This window comes from Carnobacterium divergens, from assembly GCF_900258435.1.
GTDB classification, from domain to species: domain Bacteria; phylum Bacillota; class Bacilli; order Lactobacillales; family Carnobacteriaceae; genus Carnobacterium; species Carnobacterium divergens_A.
The window spans coordinates 132370-155024 of the sequence record NZ_LT992558.1; the positions used below are offsets into that span (position 1 = coordinate 132370).

General features: G+C 35.0%; 19 protein-coding genes and 1 pseudogene. 10 read left to right on the forward strand and 10 right to left on the reverse strand.

Annotated elements, in window-relative coordinates; translation table 11 throughout:
* Positions 1-5: 5 nt before the first annotated feature.
* Genes CDIMF43_RS01185 through CDIMF43_RS01195 form a run of 3 tightly spaced genes read right to left on the reverse strand, consistent with a single transcriptional unit; the run spans position 6 to position 4013 of the window.
* Positions 6-1028 carry an aldose epimerase family protein gene (locus CDIMF43_RS01185; protein ID WP_109840966.1) on the reverse strand — a complete coding sequence of 341 codons (1023 nt, stop codon included), beginning with the start codon at positions 1026-1028 and terminating at the stop codon, positions 6-8.
* Positions 1018-1689: a beta-phosphoglucomutase gene (gene pgmB / locus CDIMF43_RS01190; protein WP_109840967.1), complete on the reverse strand. Its 672-nt coding sequence runs from the start codon at positions 1687-1689 to the stop codon at positions 1018-1020. Before pgmB ends, CDIMF43_RS01185 begins: the two co-directional genes overlap by 11 nt.
* A gap of 47 nt (positions 1690-1736) precedes the next feature.
* Positions 1737-4013: a glycoside hydrolase family 65 protein gene (locus CDIMF43_RS01195; RefSeq protein WP_109840968.1), complete on the reverse strand. Its 2277-nt coding sequence runs from the start codon at positions 4011-4013 to the stop codon at positions 1737-1739.
* 234 nt (positions 4014-4247) lie between these two features.
* Between CDIMF43_RS01195 and CDIMF43_RS01200 the strand changes: the two are divergent.
* The 3 genes and pseudogenes from CDIMF43_RS01200 to CDIMF43_RS01210 form a co-directional block, all read left to right on the forward strand.
* A pseudogene (locus tag CDIMF43_RS01200) lies at positions 4248-5885 on the forward strand (PTS transporter subunit IIBC); the annotation flags it as partial.
* 8 nt (positions 5886-5893) lie between these two features.
* Positions 5894-6721 (forward strand): endonuclease/exonuclease/phosphatase family protein, encoded by an 828-nt coding sequence (locus CDIMF43_RS01205; RefSeq protein WP_109840970.1) that lies wholly within the window; start codon positions 5894-5896, stop codon positions 6719-6721.
* Positions 6722-6826: 105 nt separating this feature from the next.
* Positions 6827-7321, forward strand: a complete 495-nt coding sequence (locus CDIMF43_RS01210) for a YusW family protein (RefSeq protein WP_162532893.1) — start codon at positions 6827-6829, stop codon at positions 7319-7321.
* A gap of 71 nt (positions 7322-7392) precedes the next feature.
* Here CDIMF43_RS01210 and CDIMF43_RS01215 read toward each other — a convergent pair whose 3' ends face one another.
* The 3 genes from CDIMF43_RS01215 to CDIMF43_RS01225 form a co-directional block, all read right to left on the reverse strand.
* A complete protein-coding gene (locus CDIMF43_RS01215) occupies positions 7393-8625 on the reverse strand; it encodes a peptidase U32 family protein (protein WP_109840972.1) in 1233 nt (410 codons plus the stop codon).
* Positions 8626-8641: 16 nt separating this feature from the next.
* A complete protein-coding gene (locus tag CDIMF43_RS01220) occupies positions 8642-9562 on the reverse strand; it encodes a peptidase U32 family protein (protein WP_109840973.1) in 921 nt (306 codons plus the stop codon).
* A 293-nt stretch (positions 9563-9855) separates the two neighbouring features.
* Complete coding sequence (locus CDIMF43_RS01225) at positions 9856-11166, reverse strand: hemolysin family protein (protein WP_109840974.1); 1311 nt, start codon at positions 11164-11166, stop codon at positions 9856-9858.
* Between the two features lie 221 nt (positions 11167-11387).
* Here CDIMF43_RS01225 and CDIMF43_RS01230 point away from each other — a divergent pair, with 221 nt between their 5' ends.
* Entirely contained in the window at positions 11388-12533 is a 1146-nt protein-coding gene (locus CDIMF43_RS01230) for a GGDEF domain-containing protein (RefSeq protein ID WP_074403528.1), read from the forward strand.
* Between the two features lie 56 nt (positions 12534-12589).
* On the opposite strand, the gene CDIMF43_RS01235 is transcribed toward CDIMF43_RS01230, so the two are convergent.
* A complete protein-coding gene (locus CDIMF43_RS01235) occupies positions 12590-13246 on the reverse strand; it encodes a 3D domain-containing protein (RefSeq protein ID WP_109840975.1) in 657 nt (218 codons plus the stop codon).
* A 569-nt stretch (positions 13247-13815) separates the two neighbouring features.
* Between CDIMF43_RS01235 and CDIMF43_RS01240 the strand changes: the two genes are divergently transcribed.
* From CDIMF43_RS01240 to CDIMF43_RS01250, 3 genes are all read left to right on the forward strand, one after another.
* Positions 13816-14268 carry a YaiI/YqxD family protein gene (locus CDIMF43_RS01240; protein WP_074403530.1) on the forward strand — a complete coding sequence of 151 codons (453 nt, stop codon included), beginning with the start codon at positions 13816-13818 and terminating at the stop codon, positions 14266-14268.
* Positions 14269-14365: 97 nt separating this feature from the next.
* The gene (locus CDIMF43_RS01245) at positions 14366-15442 is read left to right on the forward strand and encodes a GGDEF domain-containing protein (RefSeq protein WP_109840976.1); all 1077 of its coding nucleotides are present in this window, start codon (positions 14366-14368) and stop codon (positions 15440-15442) included.
* Entirely contained in the window at positions 15439-15816 is a 378-nt protein-coding gene (locus tag CDIMF43_RS01250) for a VOC family protein (RefSeq protein WP_109840977.1), read from the forward strand. Before CDIMF43_RS01245 ends, CDIMF43_RS01250 begins: the two co-directional genes overlap by 4 nt.
* 90 nt (positions 15817-15906) lie before the next feature.
* Here CDIMF43_RS01250 and CDIMF43_RS01255 read toward each other — a convergent pair whose 3' ends face one another.
* The 3 genes from CDIMF43_RS01255 to CDIMF43_RS01265 all read right to left on the reverse strand — a co-directional run bounded on the left by CDIMF43_RS01255 (position 15907) and on the right by CDIMF43_RS01265 (position 19167).
* Positions 15907-17172: a pectate lyase-like adhesive domain-containing protein gene (locus CDIMF43_RS01255; protein ID WP_109840978.1), complete on the reverse strand. Its 1266-nt coding sequence runs from the start codon at positions 17170-17172 to the stop codon at positions 15907-15909.
* 192 nt (positions 17173-17364) lie between these two features.
* Positions 17365-17607 carry a hypothetical protein gene (locus CDIMF43_RS01260; protein ID WP_109840979.1) on the reverse strand — a complete coding sequence of 81 codons (243 nt, stop codon included), beginning with the start codon at positions 17605-17607 and terminating at the stop codon, positions 17365-17367.
* 162 nt (positions 17608-17769) lie between these two features.
* Complete coding sequence (locus CDIMF43_RS01265; protein WP_074403563.1) at positions 17770-19167, reverse strand: deoxyguanosinetriphosphate triphosphohydrolase; 1398 nt, start codon at positions 19165-19167, stop codon at positions 17770-17772.
* Between the two features lie 313 nt (positions 19168-19480).
* Here CDIMF43_RS01265 and pgaC point away from each other — a divergent pair, with 313 nt between their 5' ends.
* Genes pgaC through CDIMF43_RS01280 form a run of 3 tightly spaced genes read left to right on the forward strand, consistent with a single transcriptional unit; the run spans position 19481 to position 22131 of the window.
* Positions 19481-20698, forward strand: a complete 1218-nt coding sequence (gene pgaC / locus CDIMF43_RS01270; RefSeq protein ID WP_074403535.1) for a poly-beta-1,6-N-acetyl-D-glucosamine synthase — start codon at positions 19481-19483, stop codon at positions 20696-20698.
* A complete protein-coding gene (locus tag CDIMF43_RS01275) occupies positions 20695-21147 on the forward strand; it encodes a hypothetical protein (protein WP_109840980.1) in 453 nt (150 codons plus the stop codon). Before pgaC ends, CDIMF43_RS01275 begins: the two co-directional genes overlap by 4 nt.
* A 24-nt stretch (positions 21148-21171) precedes the next feature.
* Complete coding sequence (locus tag CDIMF43_RS01280) at positions 21172-22131, forward strand: collagen binding domain-containing protein (RefSeq protein ID WP_109840981.1); 960 nt, start codon at positions 21172-21174, stop codon at positions 22129-22131.
* Positions 22132-22655: the final 524 nt, after the last annotated feature.

Below are 22655 nucleotides of genomic sequence, written 5' to 3' on the forward strand. Positions count from 1 at the left end.
TTTTCTTAGTCTTCCATTAAACCAAATCGATAAATCGTCAGGTGTTTTTTAGGAAAGCCTGGTTTCAACAAAATCGATTGAAAATTTGAATGATGAACAGCATCAGGCAACCCTTGTGGTTCAATTGCGATCCCTAAATGACTCGACATCCTTTGGTTGAAAACGGTGTAGTTCTCGTTCATGTTTGTGGTTGTAAATACCACAACACATTCTTCACTAGTGGTCATTTCCAGTTTTCGTTTGCTCATTGGATCAACCAGATATACATGAGGCTGATCTGTTTTTTGTTTTAGCTTAAACGCATCGTCATAGCCTTGAGGTTGTTTAAAAAATTGCCTAGCTAACTGTTTTGGAGATTGAAAATCAAAATTCGTCCCTTCAACGTTCATAAAACGGCCTGTTGGAATTTTTTCGTAATCCAACTCCGCTACTTGATCGCTCGCTATTTGCAACATATGAGTGGAAATTTTCTCTTTTCCATTTCCACTTAAATTAAAATAAGCGTGGTTAGTTGGATTAAATAAGGTTTCTTGATTGCTACTTCCTACAATCTCTACCTTTAATTCTTGTTTTTTTGTAATCGTATACGTAGCACGTAACTCCAGCTCTCCTGGGTAACCATCCGTTCCATCAGGTAACAGCAAACTTAACTGAACACCACATTCTTCTTCCGTTACAAAAGGAACGCTATGCCAAATTTGTTGGTGAAAACCTTCTATCCCACCATGAATATGGTGCGGAAATTGATTTTGTGTAAGCTGGTGTGCCTTCCATTTTCCATTTCGGATGCGCCCAGCAACCGGGCCAACAAGTGCACCAAAATAAGCTTGATCCGCGAGATAACCGTCAATATTTTCTAAATTCAACACAACATTTTCACTGAATCCATCTCGGTCTGGAACATTGATGGCCGTTAGACGACCACCGTAGTTCAACAACGTTACAGAAAAACCAGCTTCATTATCAAGCGTATACGATTCAATTTTACCTTTTGGATGAAGCAAAATGGTTTCTGTATTAACCTTCATTTCGGTAGTCCTGCCATGCTTGTTCTAATAAAGGATATGTCAACCAGTCTGTTCTAGGAACAACCTTCGTGGCTTCTTTTAATTGCACCGCATCTCCTACACCAATTGCCGCCATATTTGCTGCACAAATCGCCGTTACTCCTGCAATCGCATCCTCCACTCCTACACAGTCAGTCGGATCAACCGCTAGTTGTTTTGCACCTTGAATAAAAATGTCTGGAGCAGGTTTCCCTGCTTTTAAAGTTGTTGGATCAACGATTGTATCAAATAAATCGGCAATATTTAATTTAGCTAAAATAAACGGACCATTTTGACTTGCTGAAGCTAAACCTATTTTCAATTGCTTTTCTTTTAAATCAAGCAACAACTCTTGGATACCTGGTAAAAGATCATTTGGCGTCATTTCTTCAATCATTTTTTGGTAGACATCATTTTTTTTAGTAGCCAATTCATTTTTTTCAGCTTGAGTATATTTAGTTGTCAAATTCCCTTTTTCAAGAATTTTTTCAAGCGATTCTGTACGGCTAATTCCTTTTAACTCTTCATTAAAAGCTTCATCTACCACCACACCAATTTCTTCACCTAACCAGCGCCATGCTTTGTAATGATAATGGGCGGTATCTGTAATAACGCCATCTAAATCAAATAATACTGCTTTCATACTAGTTCATCCTATTCTATCATTTATTTTCCACAAATAAAATGCTTTTAGACTTGATAAGTTGGAACGGTTAACTTAGTCGCTAATTCAACCACTTTGTCGTATAAGTTTAATGTCAACGGCTCGCCGGATAGCAATGTCAAACTGGTTTCAGTTTGGTTCACTTCAATAAAGATTAAACGGCCACGATAATTGATATGGAAACGATAATAATCCCAATCCGCTGGAACAAACGGTTTAAAAGAAAGTGTGTCCGCAAATGTTCGCATGCCTGCAAAGCCTTCAACAATCGTTAACCAGCTTCCTGTCATCGAGGTAATGTGTAGACCATCTTCCGTATCATTATTGTAGTTATCTAGATCTAGGCGTGCAGTTCGCGCGTATAGTTCAACTGCCTTTTCAGACATTTCTAATTCTGCTGCTAAAATAGCATGAACAGATGGTGACAAGCTGGACTCATGAACCGTCATTGGCTCGTAAAAATCAAAATTCCGTTGTTTTTCAGCTTTAGTAAATTGGTTATTAAAGAAATAAATTCCTTGTAAAACATCTGCTTGCTTAATAAAACATGAACGTAAAATTTTATCCCACGACCAGTTTTGATTGATTGGCAAATCTGTTTTTGCTAATTGACTAACTGGCATTAATTCCTTATCTAAAAACGTATCGTGTTGAACAAAAACATCTCTTTCAGCATCATAAGGGTAGTACATTTTCTCAATGATATCTTGCCATTTTTGTTTTTCTTCTTTTGTTACATTCGTACGATTTACTGCTTCTTCATCTGCAGTTTGTAATTTTTCTAGTGTGTAAGCTAACGTCCAAGTGGCTAACTTATTTGTGTACCAATTGTTATTGATATTGTTTTCATATTCATTTGGCCCCGTCACACCATGAATCATATACTGTTTTTTAGTTGCTGAAAAATGAACGCGATCTGCCCAAAAACGACTGATTCCAACTAAAACATCCATGCCTTCATTCGCTACATAGCTATGGTCTCCTGTGTAATTAGTATAGTTATAAATGGCATAAGCAATCGCACCGTTACGATGAATTTCTTCGAATGTAATTTCCCATTCATTGTGGCATTCGATTCCTGTAAAAGTAACCATTGGATACAACGCACCTGCTAAGCCTTGTTGTTTTGCATTATGGTACGCACCAGGTAACTGTTCATGGCGGTATTTCAAGAGATTTTTACTAACGGATGGGTCTGCTAATGCTAAATACAACGGTACAGCATACGCTTCAGTATCCCAGTAAGTAGCACCGCCATATTTTTCACCAGTAAAGCCTTTAGGTCCAATATTTAAACGCATGTCTTCACCATAATAGGTAGAAAACAGTTGGAATAAGTTAAAACGAATCCCCTGTTGCTGTGCATCATCGCCGCCAATTTCAACGTCACTTAATTTCCATCTATCTCCCCAGATTTTTTCATGCGCTGTTTTTAGCTCTTCAAATGAGTGAGGGACGATATTCTCTTCCATTAACGTTTCCCCTGCTTTTAAAACAGCCTCTTGATCGTAGTCTCTTGATGTAGTGACAATAATGTTCTTTGTCAAACTAGCTTTTTGATTCGTTTCTAATTTTCCCGAAAAACATTCAGAAACCGTTAATTCTTCAATTTTTTCAGTCGTTTTTACTAAACCTTCAACCGTATTGCTCATTGTAGCAGCAACGGTAAATTGCTCAATTCCAAAATCATTTGGCTTTGTTTCTACTACTAAACGATTCGAAGCTGCTTCAACAGGTAACCAAAACATTTCATCGTAGTTGCTATCTTGATTTCGGACATCCCCATTTAATTGTGACTGAATCTCAACCTTAGCTGGTTCACCTAAATTTGTTACGATAACTTGAATGCTACATAACTCTTTAACTGCTAAGCTTAAAAAACGTTGAAATTCAAATTTAATACGTTTTCCATTTTTACTCACGATAAAACTTCGGCGTAACACACCTTTTTCCATATCTAATTCTAATAAAAAGTCTTCTATTTGATCGGTAAACAAATCCATTGCATTGCCGTCAATCAAAATATCCATTGCAATAATGTTAATTGAATTAATTACTTTCCCAAAATACTCTGGGTAGCCATTTTTCCACCAACCTACACGTGTTTTATCTGGATACCAAACGCCTGCAATGTAATTCCCTTCATGATGATCTCCTGAATAACGTTCTTCAAAGTTCCCACGCATCCCCATGTATCCGTTTCCTAAACTTGTCAAACTTTCTTGTAAACGACGGTTCTCTTTATCTAGTGTATTCGTTTTCACCTTCCAAGCATCAATATCAAATAAGCGTTCAATTGTCATGTTGATTCCTCCGTTGTCTTTGTATTTATTCTTTTGGTCTTACAACACCCTTATCATAAACGCAACCGGTTGCGTTTGTCAATTCCTTTTATTTTATTTATTAATCATTAAATAAATTTATCACTTGCTTTTTAATAACAATTCAGTTTATAATCAAAGCAACCGGTTGCACAAAAAACAAAAAAAGTTACTTATAAAAAATTTTCCATCTAAAAAGAAGGAGCGAACACTAAAATGAAAAAAATGTTCTCGTTTGAATTTTGGCAAAAATTTGGCAAAGCTTTAATGGTTGTTATTGCGGTTATGCCAGCCGCTGGTTTAATGATTAGTATTGGTAAGATTATTGCATTGGCAGGTGGCGATATTCATCTCGTACTCACAATTGGAAGCGTTGTAGAAAATTTAGGTTGGGCAGTCATTACAAACCTACACATTCTTTTTGCCGCAGCCATCGGAGGTTCCTGGGCAAAAGAAAAAGCAGGTGGTGCATTTGCAGCACTATTAGCATTTATTCTAATTAATATTACAACCGGTTCCATTTTTGGTGTAACAAGCGATATGTTGCTTGATCCAGATGCAACCACGCACACTCTTTTTGGCACTAAGATTTTAGTAAACGGATACTTTACTTCTGTACTAGGCTCTCCCGCTTTAAATATGGGGGTCTTTATCGGAATCATTTCAGGATTTGTCGGAGCGATTGTTTACAATAAGTATTACAACTATCGCAAATTACCAGATGCTCTAGCATTCTTTAATGGAAAGCGCTTCGTTCCTTTTGTCGTAATCATGTGGTCAGTAATCATCGCTATTATTTTAGCCATCGTTTGGCCAGTTATCCAAACAGGAATCAACCAGTTTGGGTTATGGATTGCAACTAGTAGTGAAACCGCTCCCGTGTTAGCGCCCTTCATCTATGGAACTCTTGAACGTTTATTACTTCCATTCGGACTACACCATATGTTAACAATTCCAATCAATTACACCGCACTTGGTGGAACTTATACCATTATGTCAGGCGTAAATGCAGGGAAAGAAGTTTTTGGTCAAGACCCTCTATGGCTTGCATGGGCAAGTGATTTAGTGAATTTTAAAAATGCTGGCGATAATTCTGCTTATCAACAGTTGTTAACAACTGTTACTCCTGCTCGTTTTAAAGTCGGACAAATGATTGGTTCTTCTGGAACCTTGATGGGTATTGCCTTTGCAATGTACCGTCGCGTTGATTTAGACAAACGTGCAAAATACAAAACTATTTTCTTATCTGCAGCAATCGCTGTCTTTTTAACTGGCGTTACCGAACCTTTAGAATTTATGTTTATGTTTGCAGCACCTGCATTATATGGTGTTTATGCAGTTATTCAAGGAGCTTCATTCGCTTTAGCCGACTTAATTCACTTACGTGTGCATTCTTTTGGTAATCTAGAATTCATCACTCGCTTGCCACTTTCAGTAAAAGCAGGGTTAACGGGGGATGTTATCAATTATGTGATTAGTTGTTTAGTATTCTTTGCCATTTCATATTTTGTTGCTTACTATTTAATTGGACGTTTCAAAATGGCAACTCCTGGACGTAATGGAAATTACATTGACGATAGCAACGAATCTACGGATGGTGAATCTCAACCAACTGTCTCTGAGGACCAACAAGTTCAAGGAATTATCAGTGCTTTGGGTGGGGTAGAAAATATTGTCGATGTAGATGCTTGTATGACGCGGCTTCGTGTCACTGTCAAAGATCCAACTTTAGTTGGGACAGAAGCAGAATGGACGATGTTAGGCGCATTGGGTTTAATTAAAAAAGACACTGGAATTCAAGCAGTGTACGGACCAAAAGCAGATGTTTTAAAATCAGACATTAATGATGTGCTAGGTAAATAATGATGAAATTGTTAACACTGAATACACACAGCTGGTTAGAAGAATGTACTCTTGAAAAATTAGAGCTACTTGTTGAAACGTTAATTCAGAAAAAATATGACATTATTGCCTTGCAGGAAGTAAACCAATCAATTAACGCTCTTCCCCTTGAAAAAAAGAGTCGTTTTCATCAAGTCGATAACCAAAAAACACTCCGTCAGGACAATTTTGCTGCCGTACTACAAGAACAATTAGCTAAAAAAGGGCTCCAATATGATTGGACTTGGGTAGCCAATCATATTGGGTATGATCGATTTGATGAAGGGGTTGCCTTACTAAGCTTAACACCAATTGAAGACACTACTTCTTTTACTATTTCTAACGAAACGGATTATACAAACTATCAAACTAGAAAAGTTATTGGCATCAAAACAACTTTAAACAATCAAACGGCTTGGTTTTATAGCGTTCACTTTGGCTGGTGGAGTGACAACGAAAATCCTTTCAAAGAACAATGGGCTACTTTGTTAACAGCCATGCCCGAGCCTAACACACGAACTTTCTTAATGGGAGATTTTAATAGTCCTGCTACAGTCAAAAATGAAGGCTATGACTTAATTTTACGTGAAAATTGGCTTGACACTTTTCAACAAGCTAAGGAAAAAGATAGCGGAATAACGGTTCCAGCGGCAATTGATGGTTGGAAAAGTGCCACTGATGCCTTACGAATTGATTATATATTTACAAATCAACCTATCGAAATTAGCTCTTCCTTGGTTATTTTTAACGGAATCAACCAACCTGTAGTGTCTGACCACTTCGGCGTTGAAGTTCAATTTAATTTTTAAAACAAAAAAGTCCGTCTTTCTAATTAAATGGGAAAGACGGACTTTTCTTTTACAATAGTCTATGGTTTAATTAAAGAACAACCTATTTTTAAAGGAGTTTGCATGATGAGAAATAAATTATGGCCCGCTTGGATTCTCGTTTTAATAATCTATGGTCAACAAGAACTTTCTGTCTTTAAAGAAGAACGAGCACAACCTATTGAAATAACCTCGACCACCACCAATGAAGCTTCTATAGAATCAAACGATAGTAGCAACTATTCAGAAAAACTTGAGGACACCACACAAAAAGCGACACTTCTAGCCGTTCAAAAAATGAAAATCGACTACCGATCCCATCACCAAAAGTTAAAACTGAGGTATCAAGTTCAAAACAATGAAGTGAAAGCTAAAATACAGCAAAATCATGAAAAAGCTAAAGGGATAAGAGCTCAAAATAAAATCGAAGATCTTTTCCAATCAACTGACTTTTCTACCGCAACAGCAGACTCGCTTCTTAAGACGATTCAAACTGCCTATCAATTACCTGACTACACCAACTATCAAATTGAGCTTACTTTACAAGATGGCACTCAGCTTGAATTTGAAAATGACGATTAATCGCAAAAAAAAGCATTCATTTAAAAAATGAATGCTTTTTTTATTAAATTAACGCTTAAATAACATTTTGTTTAGCGTTGTTTGCGAATCATATCATATCTTTTAACAGGCGTTGTCACTTTCGTTTTCACAATCATCATCGCATTCGGTGCGCGATCAATCGCTTCATCGTCTTCATTCCATAAAACCTCAATTTTTTGATGACTATGAGTAAAACCAGGACCGTAGAATTCAACGTCGTCCCCAACCCCAAAGTTATTCCGTTGTTGAATGGTCGCAATTTTAGTTTCAGGATCATAGGCTAAGACTTGTCCAATAAACCCATAAGCTGGAATTTTACGACGTTTGCCAAATAGTTGCTCCTCTTCGGTTGGAACACCGTAATAAAAACCAGTCGATAATTCTCTTTGCGCGACTTTCCATAATTCATCTTCCCACTCTTGCTTGAAGACATAGTTATCTGGGTCCGCGCAATACGTATCAATCGCTTGACGGTAAACATTAGAGACGGTCGAAACATAGTGAATTGATTTCATCCGTCCTTCAATTTTCAAACTATCTACGCCATTTTCTACTAATTCAGGAATATGATGAATCATTGACATATCCACTGCACTCATTGAAAACTCTTCTAAAGGTTGTCCACCTACCAACGATTCACGCTCACCTGAAATCGGCATATCAAATAAATCATATTTCCAGCGACAAGATTGCGAACATCCTCCGCGATTGGCATCTCGTTGTGACATGTGATTTGATAACACGCATCGTCCAGAATACGAAATACACATCGCACCGTGGATAAACGCTTCAATCTCAACCTTCGTTTTTGAACGAATTTCTTTTACTTCCTCCATACCAACTTCACGAGCTAAAACTACACGTTCTAGACCTTCTTCACGCCAAAATTCTAACGTTTGGTAGTTCGTTGCAGAAGCTTGAGTAGATAAATGAATCGGCAAACCAGGCGCTTCTGTCGCACAAATTTCAATCAACGCTGGATCTGAAACAATCACTGCACTAATGCCAATGTCTCGTAACGTTCTAAAAAACTCTCCAGCACCTTTCTCATCGCCTTCATGTGTCACCATATTCGCTGCAACATATACTTTTGCCTTGTATTTTTTGGCAAATTCAACCCCTTCACGCATCTCATCAAAGGTAAAATTACCTGCTCGACTTCTCAATCCATAAGCATCTCCACCAATATAAACGGCATCTGCTCCATAATAAATCGCTGTTTTTAACTTTTCAAGTGTACCCGCGGGGGCAAGAACTTCAGGTTTCTTTTCAATTATTCTCATTTTCATTAACTCCTTATTATTTCACTTCATTAGGATCTTTTACAAAAAATCCTTCATCTAATTCTCGGTCTACTGGATGGTGTGCAAGAAGTTGCTGATTTAATTCTTCCATTAATTCAGGTGTCCACTGCCCTTTTTCAAAAGCCTCTTTTGCCTTCACAAAAATTTTAGCAATTTCAACAAAAGCTTCACCTTTAGTAAAAATACCGTCAAGCTTCCATTGAGTCATCCCGATATCAACTAGTTTATCCAATTCAGGCAGTAAATTAATATCATTTGTAGCAAAAATATGGGTTCCATTTATATCTTCATAAATAGAATAGTGGGTATCTGTTTTTTTAGGTTCTGAAATAAACAAACCACGTTCTTTTGACGTATCTTCGTCTTTTTTTATAAAATTAAAGTAGTTTTCTACTAATGGTCGTTTAGATTGATGAATACACGTCGCGCCATAAACAAGCATCTCAGTCGGTACCGTTACTTGTGGAGCAATTATTTTCAATTCCTCATAGGTAACTTCTCTTGCCAAAACTGCGCCAACCGCGCCCCGTTTCACCCAAAAATTAATTTGTTTGGCACTCGTTACTAAGATTTGGGCATCATACACATATGGCAACTTAATGTCTTTTGTTTTTAAAATATGAATAATCCCAGGATCGCCTACTGCAATACGGTCTACCCCGATATCCGCTAAAAAGCTTAAATAATCTGGCACAAAATCAATGCGATCATTGTGCATAATCGCGTTCACTGCTACACAAACTTCCGTATTTCCCTTGTGAGCTAACTGAACTATCTCGCTTAACTCTTCTTTTTTAAATGAGGTCGGCAAACGTAATCCGTAAAAATCCTCTCCTACATATAACGTGTTGATTCCTGCCGCTATTAATCCCCTTGCTTGCTGGATTGATTCCACTGTTGCAATCAGTTCGATCATTTTTCTTCCTCCTTCAATTTAACTCTTTCTTCCTGAGAAGCCTTATTAAATTGTTTATTTCACGAATTTAAAAACCTTTATCAAGAACTGATATACTCGCTATTTATTGAGCAAACACCTTGTCTAAACATTCTTAAAAATTCACAAAGTTTTCTTATCCTCTAAAAGCCTACCACAGGATTCATTTTCTGCCAACTCTTCTAATTAAAAACTGCCTATTTTTTGTCGGTTCTGTGACAATTAAAATAAGTAGAACTCCTAATGAAGGAATCCTACTCATTTAAAACTACTACTTATTTCTCAAGTTCATCAAATTGTAACTCAATGGTTTTAACGGTATGATTTTCTAATTCCACTACTTTAAAATGCAATCCTTGATAAGTAAATTCATCACCTATCTCAACATCGTACTTTTGACTTAAAATCCAGCCTCCAATTGTGTTAACGGAACTTTCATCATCTATTTTTACTTTTGTGATTTTTTCAATCGTTTCAAGCAACACTTTTCCAGCCACAATATAATGAGAAGCAGTTATTTTTTGAATATCTGGAATTTCATCAATATCAAATTCATCTCGAATTTCGCCAACTAATTCTTCTAAAATATCCTCGGCAGTCACAAGACCTTCTGTTCCACCGTATTCATCAAGTAAAATCGCTAAGTGACGATGTTCTTTTTTCATTTTTTCAAGCAAATCACTGATTGGAACAGTCTCCATCACTTGAATAATCGGTTGAATCAGACTTTCAATCGTATCAGTAGGTTTGAGATTTTGTTTTACATACGCATGGAATAAATCTCTTGTATTTAAGACACCTACAATATCATCTTTTGAATCCTTAATTACAGGGTAACGCGTATACTGCTCTTTTAATGAAAATTCTGCCGCTTCTTCAATCGTCATTTCACAATTCATTACAACCATTTCTTGTCTAGTAATCATGACCTCATTAGCTAAACGATTGTCAAAATCAAAAACACGGTTTAAATAGTTCAGTTCAGATTGATTAATATCGCCATGTTTGTAACTTTCTGATGCGATTAAGCGTAATTCTTCCTCACTGTGAGATTCATCGCCTTCACCAGTAAATTCAAACCCTAACATTCTTGATACGGCTCCCGCTGAATGATTTAATCCCCAAATAAATGGATACATCAATTTATAGAAAAAATGCAACGGACGAACAACGAACAAGACGACTTGCTCGGTTTTTGAAATAGCAAATGATTTTGGCACTAATTCTCCTACCACTACATGTAAAAATGTAATAATTGAAAATGAGATAGCAAAAGCTACGACTTTCGTAACCGCACCTGGAACATTTAAGTATACGAAAATGGGATGAATCGCAGCTTCAACCGTTGACTCCCCAATCCAACCTAATGCCAAAGAAGTTAATGTGATTCCTAATTGACAAGCAGACAAATACGCATCTAAATGACTGTGTACTTTTTTTGCTAACGGGGCATTTTTAACACCATCCGTTACCATTTGATCCAAACGACTAGCTCTCATCTTTACCAAAGCAAACTCTGCTGCCACAAAAATTGCAGTTGCTGCAATCAACAGCACAATACCTAAAAATCGAATTGTTAATATCATATTGGGTATAAAACCCCACACCTCCATAAAATTATCTGTAGCTCTATTGTACTATATAAGTTCCTGTAAATAAAATTTAAATTCATTCTTAGTTTAAGTCCGTTTTTCCTTTTTTATTTTATTTTTACATTTCCAATTAAGTTTTACCCCTCTATCTATGGTATACTCAAATCCTTAGAGTGTATTTTTAATTAAATTAATTATTTAGAGGTGGAACTGTTATGTTGCTCATCGGCAATCAAATTATTATTAATTTGGCACTAATTGTCAGCACCGTTTTAACTTGTTATTTCGTAGCATTAAAGTTTTCTGGAAATAGTCGCATCTTCAATCAAATTGACCTCACCAATACGCCTTTCTGGGTTATTTTTTTATTTGGCTTTTTTATTGGGCTATCCAGTTTAATTCTATCAAATAATGAGATTGTGATTTTTAATAGCTTTAAAGTGGATATGCGTTATGTATTTATTTTTTTCTCTGTTATGTATGGTAGTATTCAGCTGGGAGAAATCACAACCTGTGTGGTTGTCTTTGGAAAAACCCTACAGTACCTTTTAAGTGGTACCGGTGGTTTATCTTTCTATCTAAATAACATTTTACTAACGTTTTTATTGCTCGCCGTTTGTATTTTAGCTAAAAAGCAGCATTATTCCTGGAAAAAATCACTTATTGTCTTTTTAAGTTTTTTCATTATTTTACGAATCTTCATTTTTTCTTTTGTCTATGCCCCTCTCTTGCAACCTCAAAAACTACTTAACCTCTTTTTCTATTTCCTAATTTTCAGTAGCATTTTCCTTATCACTTATGTCATTATCAATATGGCTGTTTCCGTTACTAATACTATGAATCATTATAAAGCACGAGCTTCGACAGATCATTTAACTGGCCTTTACAATCGTCGTATTTTTAGTGCAGATTTAAGCGATACTTATATTTTAAGTAAAAAGTCAAAGCAAGCTTTTGCACTTGGCATTCTCGATATTGATAACTTTAAAATGATCAATGATACCTATGGACATCAAACTGGTGATTCAGTACTGAAGTATTTAGCAAATCAGATGCATGAATTCACTGAAAGAAAAGATATTTACATTTATCGCATCGGGGGCGAAGAATTTGCGATTTTAACGAGCCTTTCAAAAAAAGAAACCACTCAAATCTTAGCAGAATTTCGTCAGCAATTAATTTCTCATCCTTTCGTTGAAAATGGACACCCACTTCCGATTACAGTTTCAATTGGCATGACAGAATTTAATCATCTGTCTGATATTGATTCCTATGAAAACAGTGATATTCTTTACGTTCGTGCAGACAAGGCTCTTTATGAAGCTAAACGAACTGGGAAAGACAAATTGATATGGTTTTAATTTATCAAAAAAAAGCCTGTTAGAATTTATAATTCTAACAGGCTTTTTCAATTGAATTATTTTACGATTGAAATCGTTGCTACTGAACGTCCTAAGCTTAACGCTTCAGATGGTGAGCCAACTAAAATATCAATTTTATTTCCTTTGATAGCGCCACCTGTATCACATACTTTAGCCATAAAGCTTTCGCCATTGCTTGTTGTAATTGATACGATTGTGTTTAACGGTAATACGCTTGGGTCAGCTGCGATAATACGGTAACCATCAGCAGTTGTTGTTTGTCCACCGCGTACATCCGTACCATTCGCCGTAACGCCTGATTGTGAACCATCAAATGCAGTATAATAACTTGCATTAAATGTTCCTGCCGCTACGCCAGTTGTTACTGGTGCTTGTGCTACAGTTGCCGCTGGAGCTGCCGCTTCTACTGAAGGAGTTGCAACTACAGGTGCTGAAGTAAGGCTTCCACCGTTTATGATTAATTCAGAACCAATTTGTAAGGTTAATGGGTTAATGTTGTTGTTATTAGTGATTAAAGTTTGAACAGATACTCCTGTTTTTTCGCTAACATGAGATAAAGTATCATTCTTTTCGATTTGCCAGTTGCCATTAGGAAGTTCTGCTGCGTCCGCTTGATCTGCCGTTACATATAAACCTGTTACTGCTAAGCTTAATGCTGCTACCGTCGTTACTACTGTTTTCTTGAAATTCATTGAATAAATTCCTCCATCTATTATCTAGTTTCTAGTGTTGTTATTTTTTCGAGAAACATTTGCGTTGCTCGACTCCAATAAGATTAACGTATTCCTTGGGGCTTAAGGTTAACAATCTATTACAACTCTATGACGACAGTTGATGAAAAGAGGAATTTCCAAACATAATCGTTATTAAACTGAATATTCTGATAATTTATATATTCATATTTTTTGCATACAAACCGACTTAAACCCCTTTATTAAAGCAATCTCTCTTTTAGTTTTATTTTATAACATTTCATTCGTTTTTTAACTAAACCTTTTTTTTCATGTAATATTTTGATGAAAAAAAGAGACTTATTTAAAAATAAAAATGAGAATCTCGTTTTACTTATGAAAATACTATCTAATATTACGTTTATGTTACACAAATTTCGTTTAAAAAAGCGTTTTCTACTGTTCGATTAACGTTTAGGATGAAAAATCCAACAAATTTGTCAGATATTTTTGTGTAACTTAGAATAAATAGCCCCTCTCTTTTTTTTCAGTTATAATAGAAGGAAACGAAATGGAAGGAGGGATTCACTGTGACTATTTTTATCGATGCTGATGCTTGCCCTGTTAAATCAATTATTATTGATGAAGGAACGAAGCAACAGTTTAAAATTACAATCGTCACGAGTATCTCACATTTTTCAACCCTTCAACATCCACCTAATGTTCATACAATTTATGTAGATAACGGAGCCGAAGCGGCGGATTACCGAATTATGCAACTAGCTAAAAAAGGCGATTTACTCATTACGCAAGACTATGGCTTAGCTTCATTAGCGTTGGCCAAAGGATGTATCGTGCTCCACCATACGGGTTTTCAATATACTATGGAAAACATCGATCAATTATTGCAATCTCGTTATCTCAGCGCGATGGTTCGTAAAAGTGGTAAACGAACAAAAGGTCCGAAACCTTTTACAAAAGAAGATGCAGCCAATTTCAAGGAACAGTTTTTAATTGCTTTAGCAACACTCTCAGCTAACTAACTAGTCCCATGATTCACTAAAATACTAGGCAACCCACTTTAAAATGAAGCAGTTTTATTGTATGATTAGTTTAATTATTATATGAGGAGTCAATTAAATGTTTACTATTTTTAAAGTTATCATCTCAGACTTTTCAATCTTAATAACTGCTTCTTATCTTTTTTCAAAGTTAACTAAAAAAAGCGTTAATTCTGAACTCAATTTTTTCAAGAAATTTAGATTTGGAATCTATAGCGGTATTACCGGAATTCTATTGTTAATTTTTTCAATCTTCTATAATAATGAATTTATGATTGACTTACGTTTAGTTCCAATTGTAATATCTAGCTTTTGGGTAGGAGGAGTTTCTCCTTTTGTAGCGAGTGTCATTATTGGATCAGGTCGTTATTTTTATGATTTTTCTGATAAGGGGCTTCGTTTTTTTATTTTGTATCTCTTCATTGGCATTAGTCAGATTTTTATTAGCAAGCTCTTTAAAGAGTATCCTCCAGCGAAACGACTCTTCTTAATTTTTGCTACTATTCAAGTTCCTGTTATTTTAAATTTTCTTTCTTACTCAGGAAATTCTTTACCTAATTGGTTGCTTATTTTTGCTTCGGTTAGCTATAACACCGTCGGAGTTATTCTAAACAATCAATTTTTAAAAGATATGGAGGATCGAAAAGTATCCTATCAAAAGTTAGAAAAAGCTTCTACTATGGACTATCTAACTAAAATTCCAAATCGATTTTCTTTTGATAATCAATTAAAAAAAGATTTAGCTGACCAAGAATCAATCCTTTTATTTCTTTTAGATATTAACAACTTTAAAAAAATCAACGATTTTTATGGACATGCGATTGGGGATGCGGTTTTAATCCATTTTTCAGCAATTTTAAACGAGCATCCACAAATCCATGGTCGAATTTACCGACTAGGTGGCGATGAGTTTGCAATTTTGCTTCCTAAACGTGACCTTCATGCTTCAATTGAAGATTTTCGTTCCCTCATCAAGTCTTTAATCAGGGAAAATCCCTATATTGAAGAAGCTTACGAATTAATTCCCCTATCTACTTCTGTTGGAATCGGGATATCTGATGTTGAAAGCAATAGCGGTCTGTTGTATATTTCCGCAGATAAAGACTTGTATCAAGACAAAGCGCAACAAAAAAAAGACTTAGGAGGTTCACTATGATTACAACTCTCGGACAAATCATGCTTTACGTTGAAGATCAAAAAGCCGTTGCCCAATTTTGGATAGAAAAAATTGGATTTGTTATCTTGGCCGAAGAACAAGTAGATAATGGCTTTTATTGGATTGAAATTGCACCTACAAAAGAAGCTACCACAAGCATAGTGCTACACAATAAGGCTATGATTGCAAAAATGCAACCTGAACTAAACTTAGCTACTCCCTCTCTATTATTTGATTCAGCTAATCTTGATGAAACCTATCGGATTTTTAAAGAAAAGGGTGTTACGGTGGGCGATTTGGTTACGATGCCTGGTCGTCGCGTGTTTAATTTTTCTGATAACGAAGGAAACTATTTTGCGATTCAAGAAAAGTGAAAAAAGCTATTAAACATAAGAAAAAGGAATTTTTCTTTGTTTAATAGCTTTTTCGTTAGCTTCTCAGCATTCATTCTATTCCTGTTTTAATTAGTTTGTTGCTGATAATAATTCAAATTTACTGTAATCTTGCATTTTTAAGTTTGCAACAAAATCAGCATTGTTTGAATCTACAGAAGCCGTTGCGCCTTTATTAACAACAATAGATGAACCTTTGATATTCCAAGTCGTTTGCACGGCACCTTGACGGTCATAAACACGTACTCTACTTGGTTTTTCAATTGCTACAGTTGTTTTCAATGATGTTTTTGTAAACAACGGCGCTGCAAGATTGGTATTTTCAATCACAACTGATTTAGAACGATCTATGTTGAACGCTGTATCCGCTGCACTTGAAATGACACCTGTTTTCGCTGCACCTACAACATTAAATGTTGCACCTCGAGAAAGATTCACTTGTGATCCACCTTTTGGTAACGTCAACGTTTGTTTTGTAGCACTTGTTGATTGGAAATCGACAACTGCTTTTGAACCTGCATTAATTTCTGCTACTTCGCCTTTAAGAGATTTTGTCATTGTTGCTACAGGACCTTCTGCTACAATTTTAACTGAAGCATTGTCTTCAACCATTATTTTATTGATGTAACCGCCAAATACAGGGTGAAGTTTATTTTTTACTTCTAAATCAACAACTGCACCATTTTTTACAATTGCTTGTCCATCTGCGACTTTAAATTTGAAGGCAGCACGATCATGAACACTGTTTGATGCTACGCCTGTTACTTTAGAGTTTTCAGCAAAAACTACATTTTTTACCCAACCAATTTCATCTTCTGTATCAAATGTATTTTCCCCTTCAAATGTCAAGGTTCCTTTGTCTAATTGAACAAATGTTTCTCCATTAAAAACATTGTCTTTTGACACGAAATCCCAACCAAGACACCCTTTAAAGAATGTTCCTAGTGAGCGTTTTGTTACACTAACATCTGCTCCTGTTAACGTAAATGTTGCTGAATTTTTTGAAGAAATTGCTGCTGAAATGTAATACTTGTTTAAGTTGATAGTCACCCCTGGATTTGAGTACATATGAACATCACGCATTGGAACACCCGTAATCGCTCCTGTAAATTCAATATTATCGGCAACTTCAATTGCTGTAACTGAAGCGTCTTTTAAAGCTGCTTTTAGTTCAGCAAAATTGGTTACCACTGTTGCGCCTTCAACTTTAACCACTTCTTCAGTTGCTACACCCTCTGCTTGTGCTCCTTGTTGTGCTAATACTGCACTTGCAGTTGTTGCTAGCATTGCAATCAATGCTAGTTTTGTAAATCCTTTTCTCAAACGAATCTTTTTCAATTGTATTCTCCCCTTTTTTATATATTAAAGTACTTTGAAACCATAATATAACACGTATTGCCTAACTTGAATTTTAAATATTTGGTGATTTTTGACAAAAAAAATAAAGCTCCTTTTTACCGATTCACAGTACTTCGGCACTAAGACTTTATAGACACACTTGCTATTCACTTTAGTCACTCTAGATCAGTTCTATTCAATCATTAAATATACAATGAAACTACACAACGCAACTAGAGCAAAGACAATCACGATTAGGTGTTGATAAAATTTCCTTGTTTCCACTTGATAGGATTCATATGTATATTGTGCTACCACTTGTTGCTTGTCACTCATTTCTTCGATTTCAGATTTACTTGGAAGGGTTGCAGAAAACGCCGTTTCAGATACTGCAAAAAAAAGAATACTTGCAAATACAATCAGCCATTTTTTCATTTTTTATCATTCCCATCCATCAGTTTTTTTACTTTCTTTTATTAAAACATTCTAATTTTGTTGTTTCAATAAAAAAGGAAAATTTTTCTTTTTCTGATAATCCTTCTTACTTAGGAAAAATAAAAAAACTTCAATCAACACAAGTTGATTGAAGCGCTTAAACTAGTTTAAGCCATGCAATTTTTGATACAAATCTTTTGCATAGCTATCGGTCATTCCGCAAATAAAATCAGTAATCAATAACAGACGCAAATACAGTTTCGTCGTATCGTCTTGTCCCTCTGCATTTTTATAGTAGCAACCAATATAGTTGTCTGAAACCAATGCCATTAAACGTTTGCTTTTCATCGTTTCAAGATGACTATTTTGACTATCGTAATATATGGCTGCTGGAACGAACATATCTAATAATGAGCTAATAATTTCACTTCCAGCTAATTCTGTTTCTAGTACACCTTTATCTTGATAAAGATATTTTCTTGATAACTGTTGTAAAATTTGAACAAGTTGTTTCGCTTCAGACGCATCAATCAACGAATCATTAAACGTTCCTTCCATAATTTCAAAATAATGGTCGTAGAAAACTTCCAACGAACGGTTAATCAATTGACCTCTTAAACTTGATGCAATCCATTGTTGCCCAGTAAAACTATCATCGTGATCTTTATAGCGTTCGCTTCGTTTGATTAGTTCTTGGTGAACCGTCGCTGTTACACGATTAGGTTCTTCAACAGCTTCAAATTCTTCTAACATTTGAGCAACGGTTACAATCCCTTTTTTCATACCATCCTCTAAATCTGCATTTAAATACGCAATATCATCTGCTACTTCTAACAAATAAGTCAATGGATGTCTTTTATTTCTTGCTCCTGTTGATTTCGTCACATCTTCAAACAGTTCTTGATCTGCATAAAAATAACCCATTTTTTTACTTCGTATTTCATTTTTAGAAATTTCTAATGATGAAACCGGATATTTCATAATACTATTTAAAGTTGCATAGGTTAAATTCATCCCATAATCATCGAATTGATAGTGCAATTTAGAAACCACACGTAAAACTTGCGCATTCCCTTCAAAATTGAAAAAATCCTGCTGCATTTGAGGTTCTAAAATATCTGAAATAAAATGGTCGCCGTAAGCGAGTTGGTCCATATTTAATTGAAACCACTCACGAATGGATTCTTCACCAAAATGACCAAACGGTGGATTCCCCATATCATGTAGTAAACCCGCACAAGATAAGACTTCTGGTATCTTTTCAGCATGCTCTTTGGTAAGTTCTGGGTCTAACCCTGTTTCTAGCAAATGGTACGCCACCATGCTTCCCATCGATTTAGCAATTGTTGACACTTCAATTGAATGAGTCAATCGAGTCCGAATAAAATCACTTTTTTCTAACGGAAAAACTTGTGTTTTATCTTGCAAACGTCTAAAGGACGCACTCATGACAATACGTTGATAATCATTTTCAAACGCACTACGCACATCTTTTGATTTTGCATAATTAACGGTTGTTTTTCTGCGACGTTCATCATCTAATAGTTGATCCCAATTCATTTTCACTTGATTCACTCCTTTTTTCATTCTCTTGAATTATATCATAATTTTCGCAAAAAAAAGAATGCTTCTATAATATGGGACTATATACAAGCTGAATTTTTTATTCCCTCACGCTAAAAAGCGATTTTATTCAATCTTAATTTTCCAGATAACTGGAAAAATTAGATAACAAACATTTTTATAAATCGTGTTATACTAATTTTCTAGAAGTTTCAAAACTATTAATACTTATAGGTGTTTCAAAAAAAAGTACTTGTCTTTATTGTCAATTAGACAGTTTTGCTTAGTGCTATTATCGAAAGGTGATTTGATGATTTACCTATTATTTTTTTATCCTATTTTTATGAGTTTAATTTGGATTGTTTTTTCGCTTCTTTTTTCAATCAAAAAAGAACTTATCTTTAAAAAAAGTCCTAGTATACAACCATTTATTTCAATTTTGATTCCTTGTTACAACGAAGAGCAACATATTGATCAAACAATCAAGCAGTTATTAAGTACGATCGATTACCCCAATTACGAAATTATTACAATTAATGACGGTTCGTCAGATAACACATTAAAACATTTAATAAATTTGACGAATCAGTACCAAAAAGTACGCGTTTGTAACGTTGAAACCAATTTAGGCAAAGCCCACGCGTTGATTCAAGGAGCTATTTTCAGTAAAGCTGAATTTCTTCTTTGTTTAGATGCAGATGCAACAGTTGATAAAAAGGCACTTCATGCAATGATTCGCAATTTTTTAGGGAAATCCAACCAAGATGTTGGTGCTGTTACTGGAAATCCCATTGTAAAAAATAGAAAAACATTTATTGCAAAAATTCAAACAGTGGAATTTCTTTCGATTATTGGGCTAATCAAACGAGCACAATCCATTTTTGGGACTTTGAATACGGTTTCTGGTGTCTGTGTAATGTATAGAAAAGGTGCACTCCTAGATGTTGGATGGTGGGATCAAGAATGTATCACCGAGGATATTTCAGTTACTTGGCGTTTACAGCGAAATCATTGGCGCATTCTATTTGAACCAGATGCAGTTTGTTGGATGCTCGTCCCTGAAAAATTAAACAGTTTATTTAAGCAACGACTTCGCTGGTCTCAAGGTGGGATTGAAGTGCTACTAAAAAATTCCGATATTTTTCTAGGGCATCAATTTAATTTTGGCTTAGTTGTATTATATCTCGAGCAACTGTCAAGTATCGTTTGGTCCGTTTTATGGTACAGTCTTTTACCTATTATTATAGCAAAAGGTTTGATCTTTCGAGATATTCAAATGATTACTCTTATTTTGACAGTAATTATTACAGCATTCTCAATTTTTCAATATCTCTTGTCTATTTTTATTAATCTAAAGTATGATTTTAAACTGTTAGGAACCTCTTTTTTTGCTATTTGGTACATTTTATTTTATTGGGTTATCAATCCATTGACATTATTGATTGCGATTCCTTATGGGATTCGGACACATTTAAAAGGCGGTCAAGCTGTTTGGGAAAGTCCCGATCGAGGAGGAGAAAAAGAATGAAATTGCGCAGAATAACTAGTTTTTCAGTTCAAGTAGTGAGTTCCATTACACTTTATTGGCTTATTTTTAAACTTTGTCAGACTCCCTTTGCCGTTTTTAATTACTATTTCATTGGGAAAAATAACTATCTAACACAAGTGCCAATGATTAAACTGGAAGATCTATTGTTTTCAGTTTCTATTTTACACCTTATTTTCACCATTATAAAATTCATTTTCTTTCTTGGATGTTATTTCCCATTAATGAATTTTATAAAACGAACATTTCTTAATCCAACAAAAAAAACGGTGGTATCTACAACAAGTAACGCAGATATGGGGGCATTCTTTGCGCGATCACAAGCTTATTTTAATACCATGAAACAACAAAAACGTTATACAGTTCCTCAAAAGGATGAATTTCCTAATGAGAAAATGCAATTATTGACTGAGAAAAAACGAGTGGCTTGATAACTACTTAGGGGGAGTTTTATTATGAAAAAAAAGAGTTTTATTCTATTGATGTTAAGTGTTTGTTTTATCCTATCCTTTGCGATTATTCAACATTATGTAAAGGCAATTGATCGTGATGCAGTTGAAAAAAATTATCAGAACTACCAATTTTCTAAATTTATTGACGATATCAGCTTTAAAGATAGTGAAATTAGTAAAGATTATCGTTTGTCAGACATGGTTCAATTACAATATACCTGGAGTCTGACAGATCAGAAAAAAGGGGAAGACTTAGTTTATACGATTCCAAAAGAAATGTACATTGTCAACGACCTGAATTTCAGCTTGCTTACAAGGGACGGAGCAAAAATTGGCGAAATTTATCTCTTTAGTGAAACAAATCAGTTAAAAATTAAATTTACCGATCCTGACAACGTGATAAAAACCAAAAATAAAATGAATGGCGTTTTCTATTTTACCGTTAAGCTATCTCCTGAATCTTGGAATAAAGCCAGTGAAAAATCCGTTGAATTTCCAATGGGAGAACACGCAAAAAAATTAACAATCAAAATCAAAAAAGAAGACACCCCTCTTAAAAATGAATTAATAAACGGTTGGGGAATGTACAATAAACAGGAAAAAGTAGTCGATTGGAATCTTCGCATCAATTATGCTGAAAAAGTAATGCCGGATGCATCTATTGCGATTCACATTGGTACTAAAAATGAAATTGATGCGGATAGTTTTCAATTATTTGAAATTAAAGACAATGATTTGGTTGTTACATCCAAAGAAATCAAACAATCTGTTGTAGATGATACACTTATTTTATCCATTAAAGATGTAACGAAACCTTATCTGATTGCTTTTAAAGCCAACAATCGACACAATCAAGCCACACTATCTGCAACACTTTCAAATTATGCTAATACGCTTGCTGCAACTGGTGAATTAACGGCTTTTTATACGACTGGTGCTAGCATTTTAAAGGATGCTCCATGAGTACATCTAACATTATCAAACATTTTTTACTGTACGATGTTTATATTTTTATTTCCTATGTCTTAACAAAAATAGTTTTCAAGGAATTTTATACGGAGTTCCCAAAAAATAACATCTTTTTTTCGTTGTTTTTTGGGATGCTTTTTACGAGTATTTTTTGTATTGCTACTAATAAATTGAATCCCATTCGGGTAAAATTAACTCCAGTTTTATTACTAGTTTATTTTTCTTTTCTACTATATAACAGTTTCTTTAGAGCGGATGAATTTCTTAATAAACCTCTTCAGCTCACTGAATGGATAATTGAAGCTCTTTTTTTTATTCCACTTGGCAGTTTTTTTTATCGTGGTAAATTTGTGCCAACTTTTGTTAAGATGCTTTTTTTAACTGTCATTATGCTGGTTGGTTGGGTTCTTCAATTTAAATTTTCAACGTTGCAATCTTTTTTCTTGATTCTCCTTGCACGTTTGCTCGGCATGGTAATTGGATTTATTAGTACTAAATTAATTTCTTTCATAACGAAA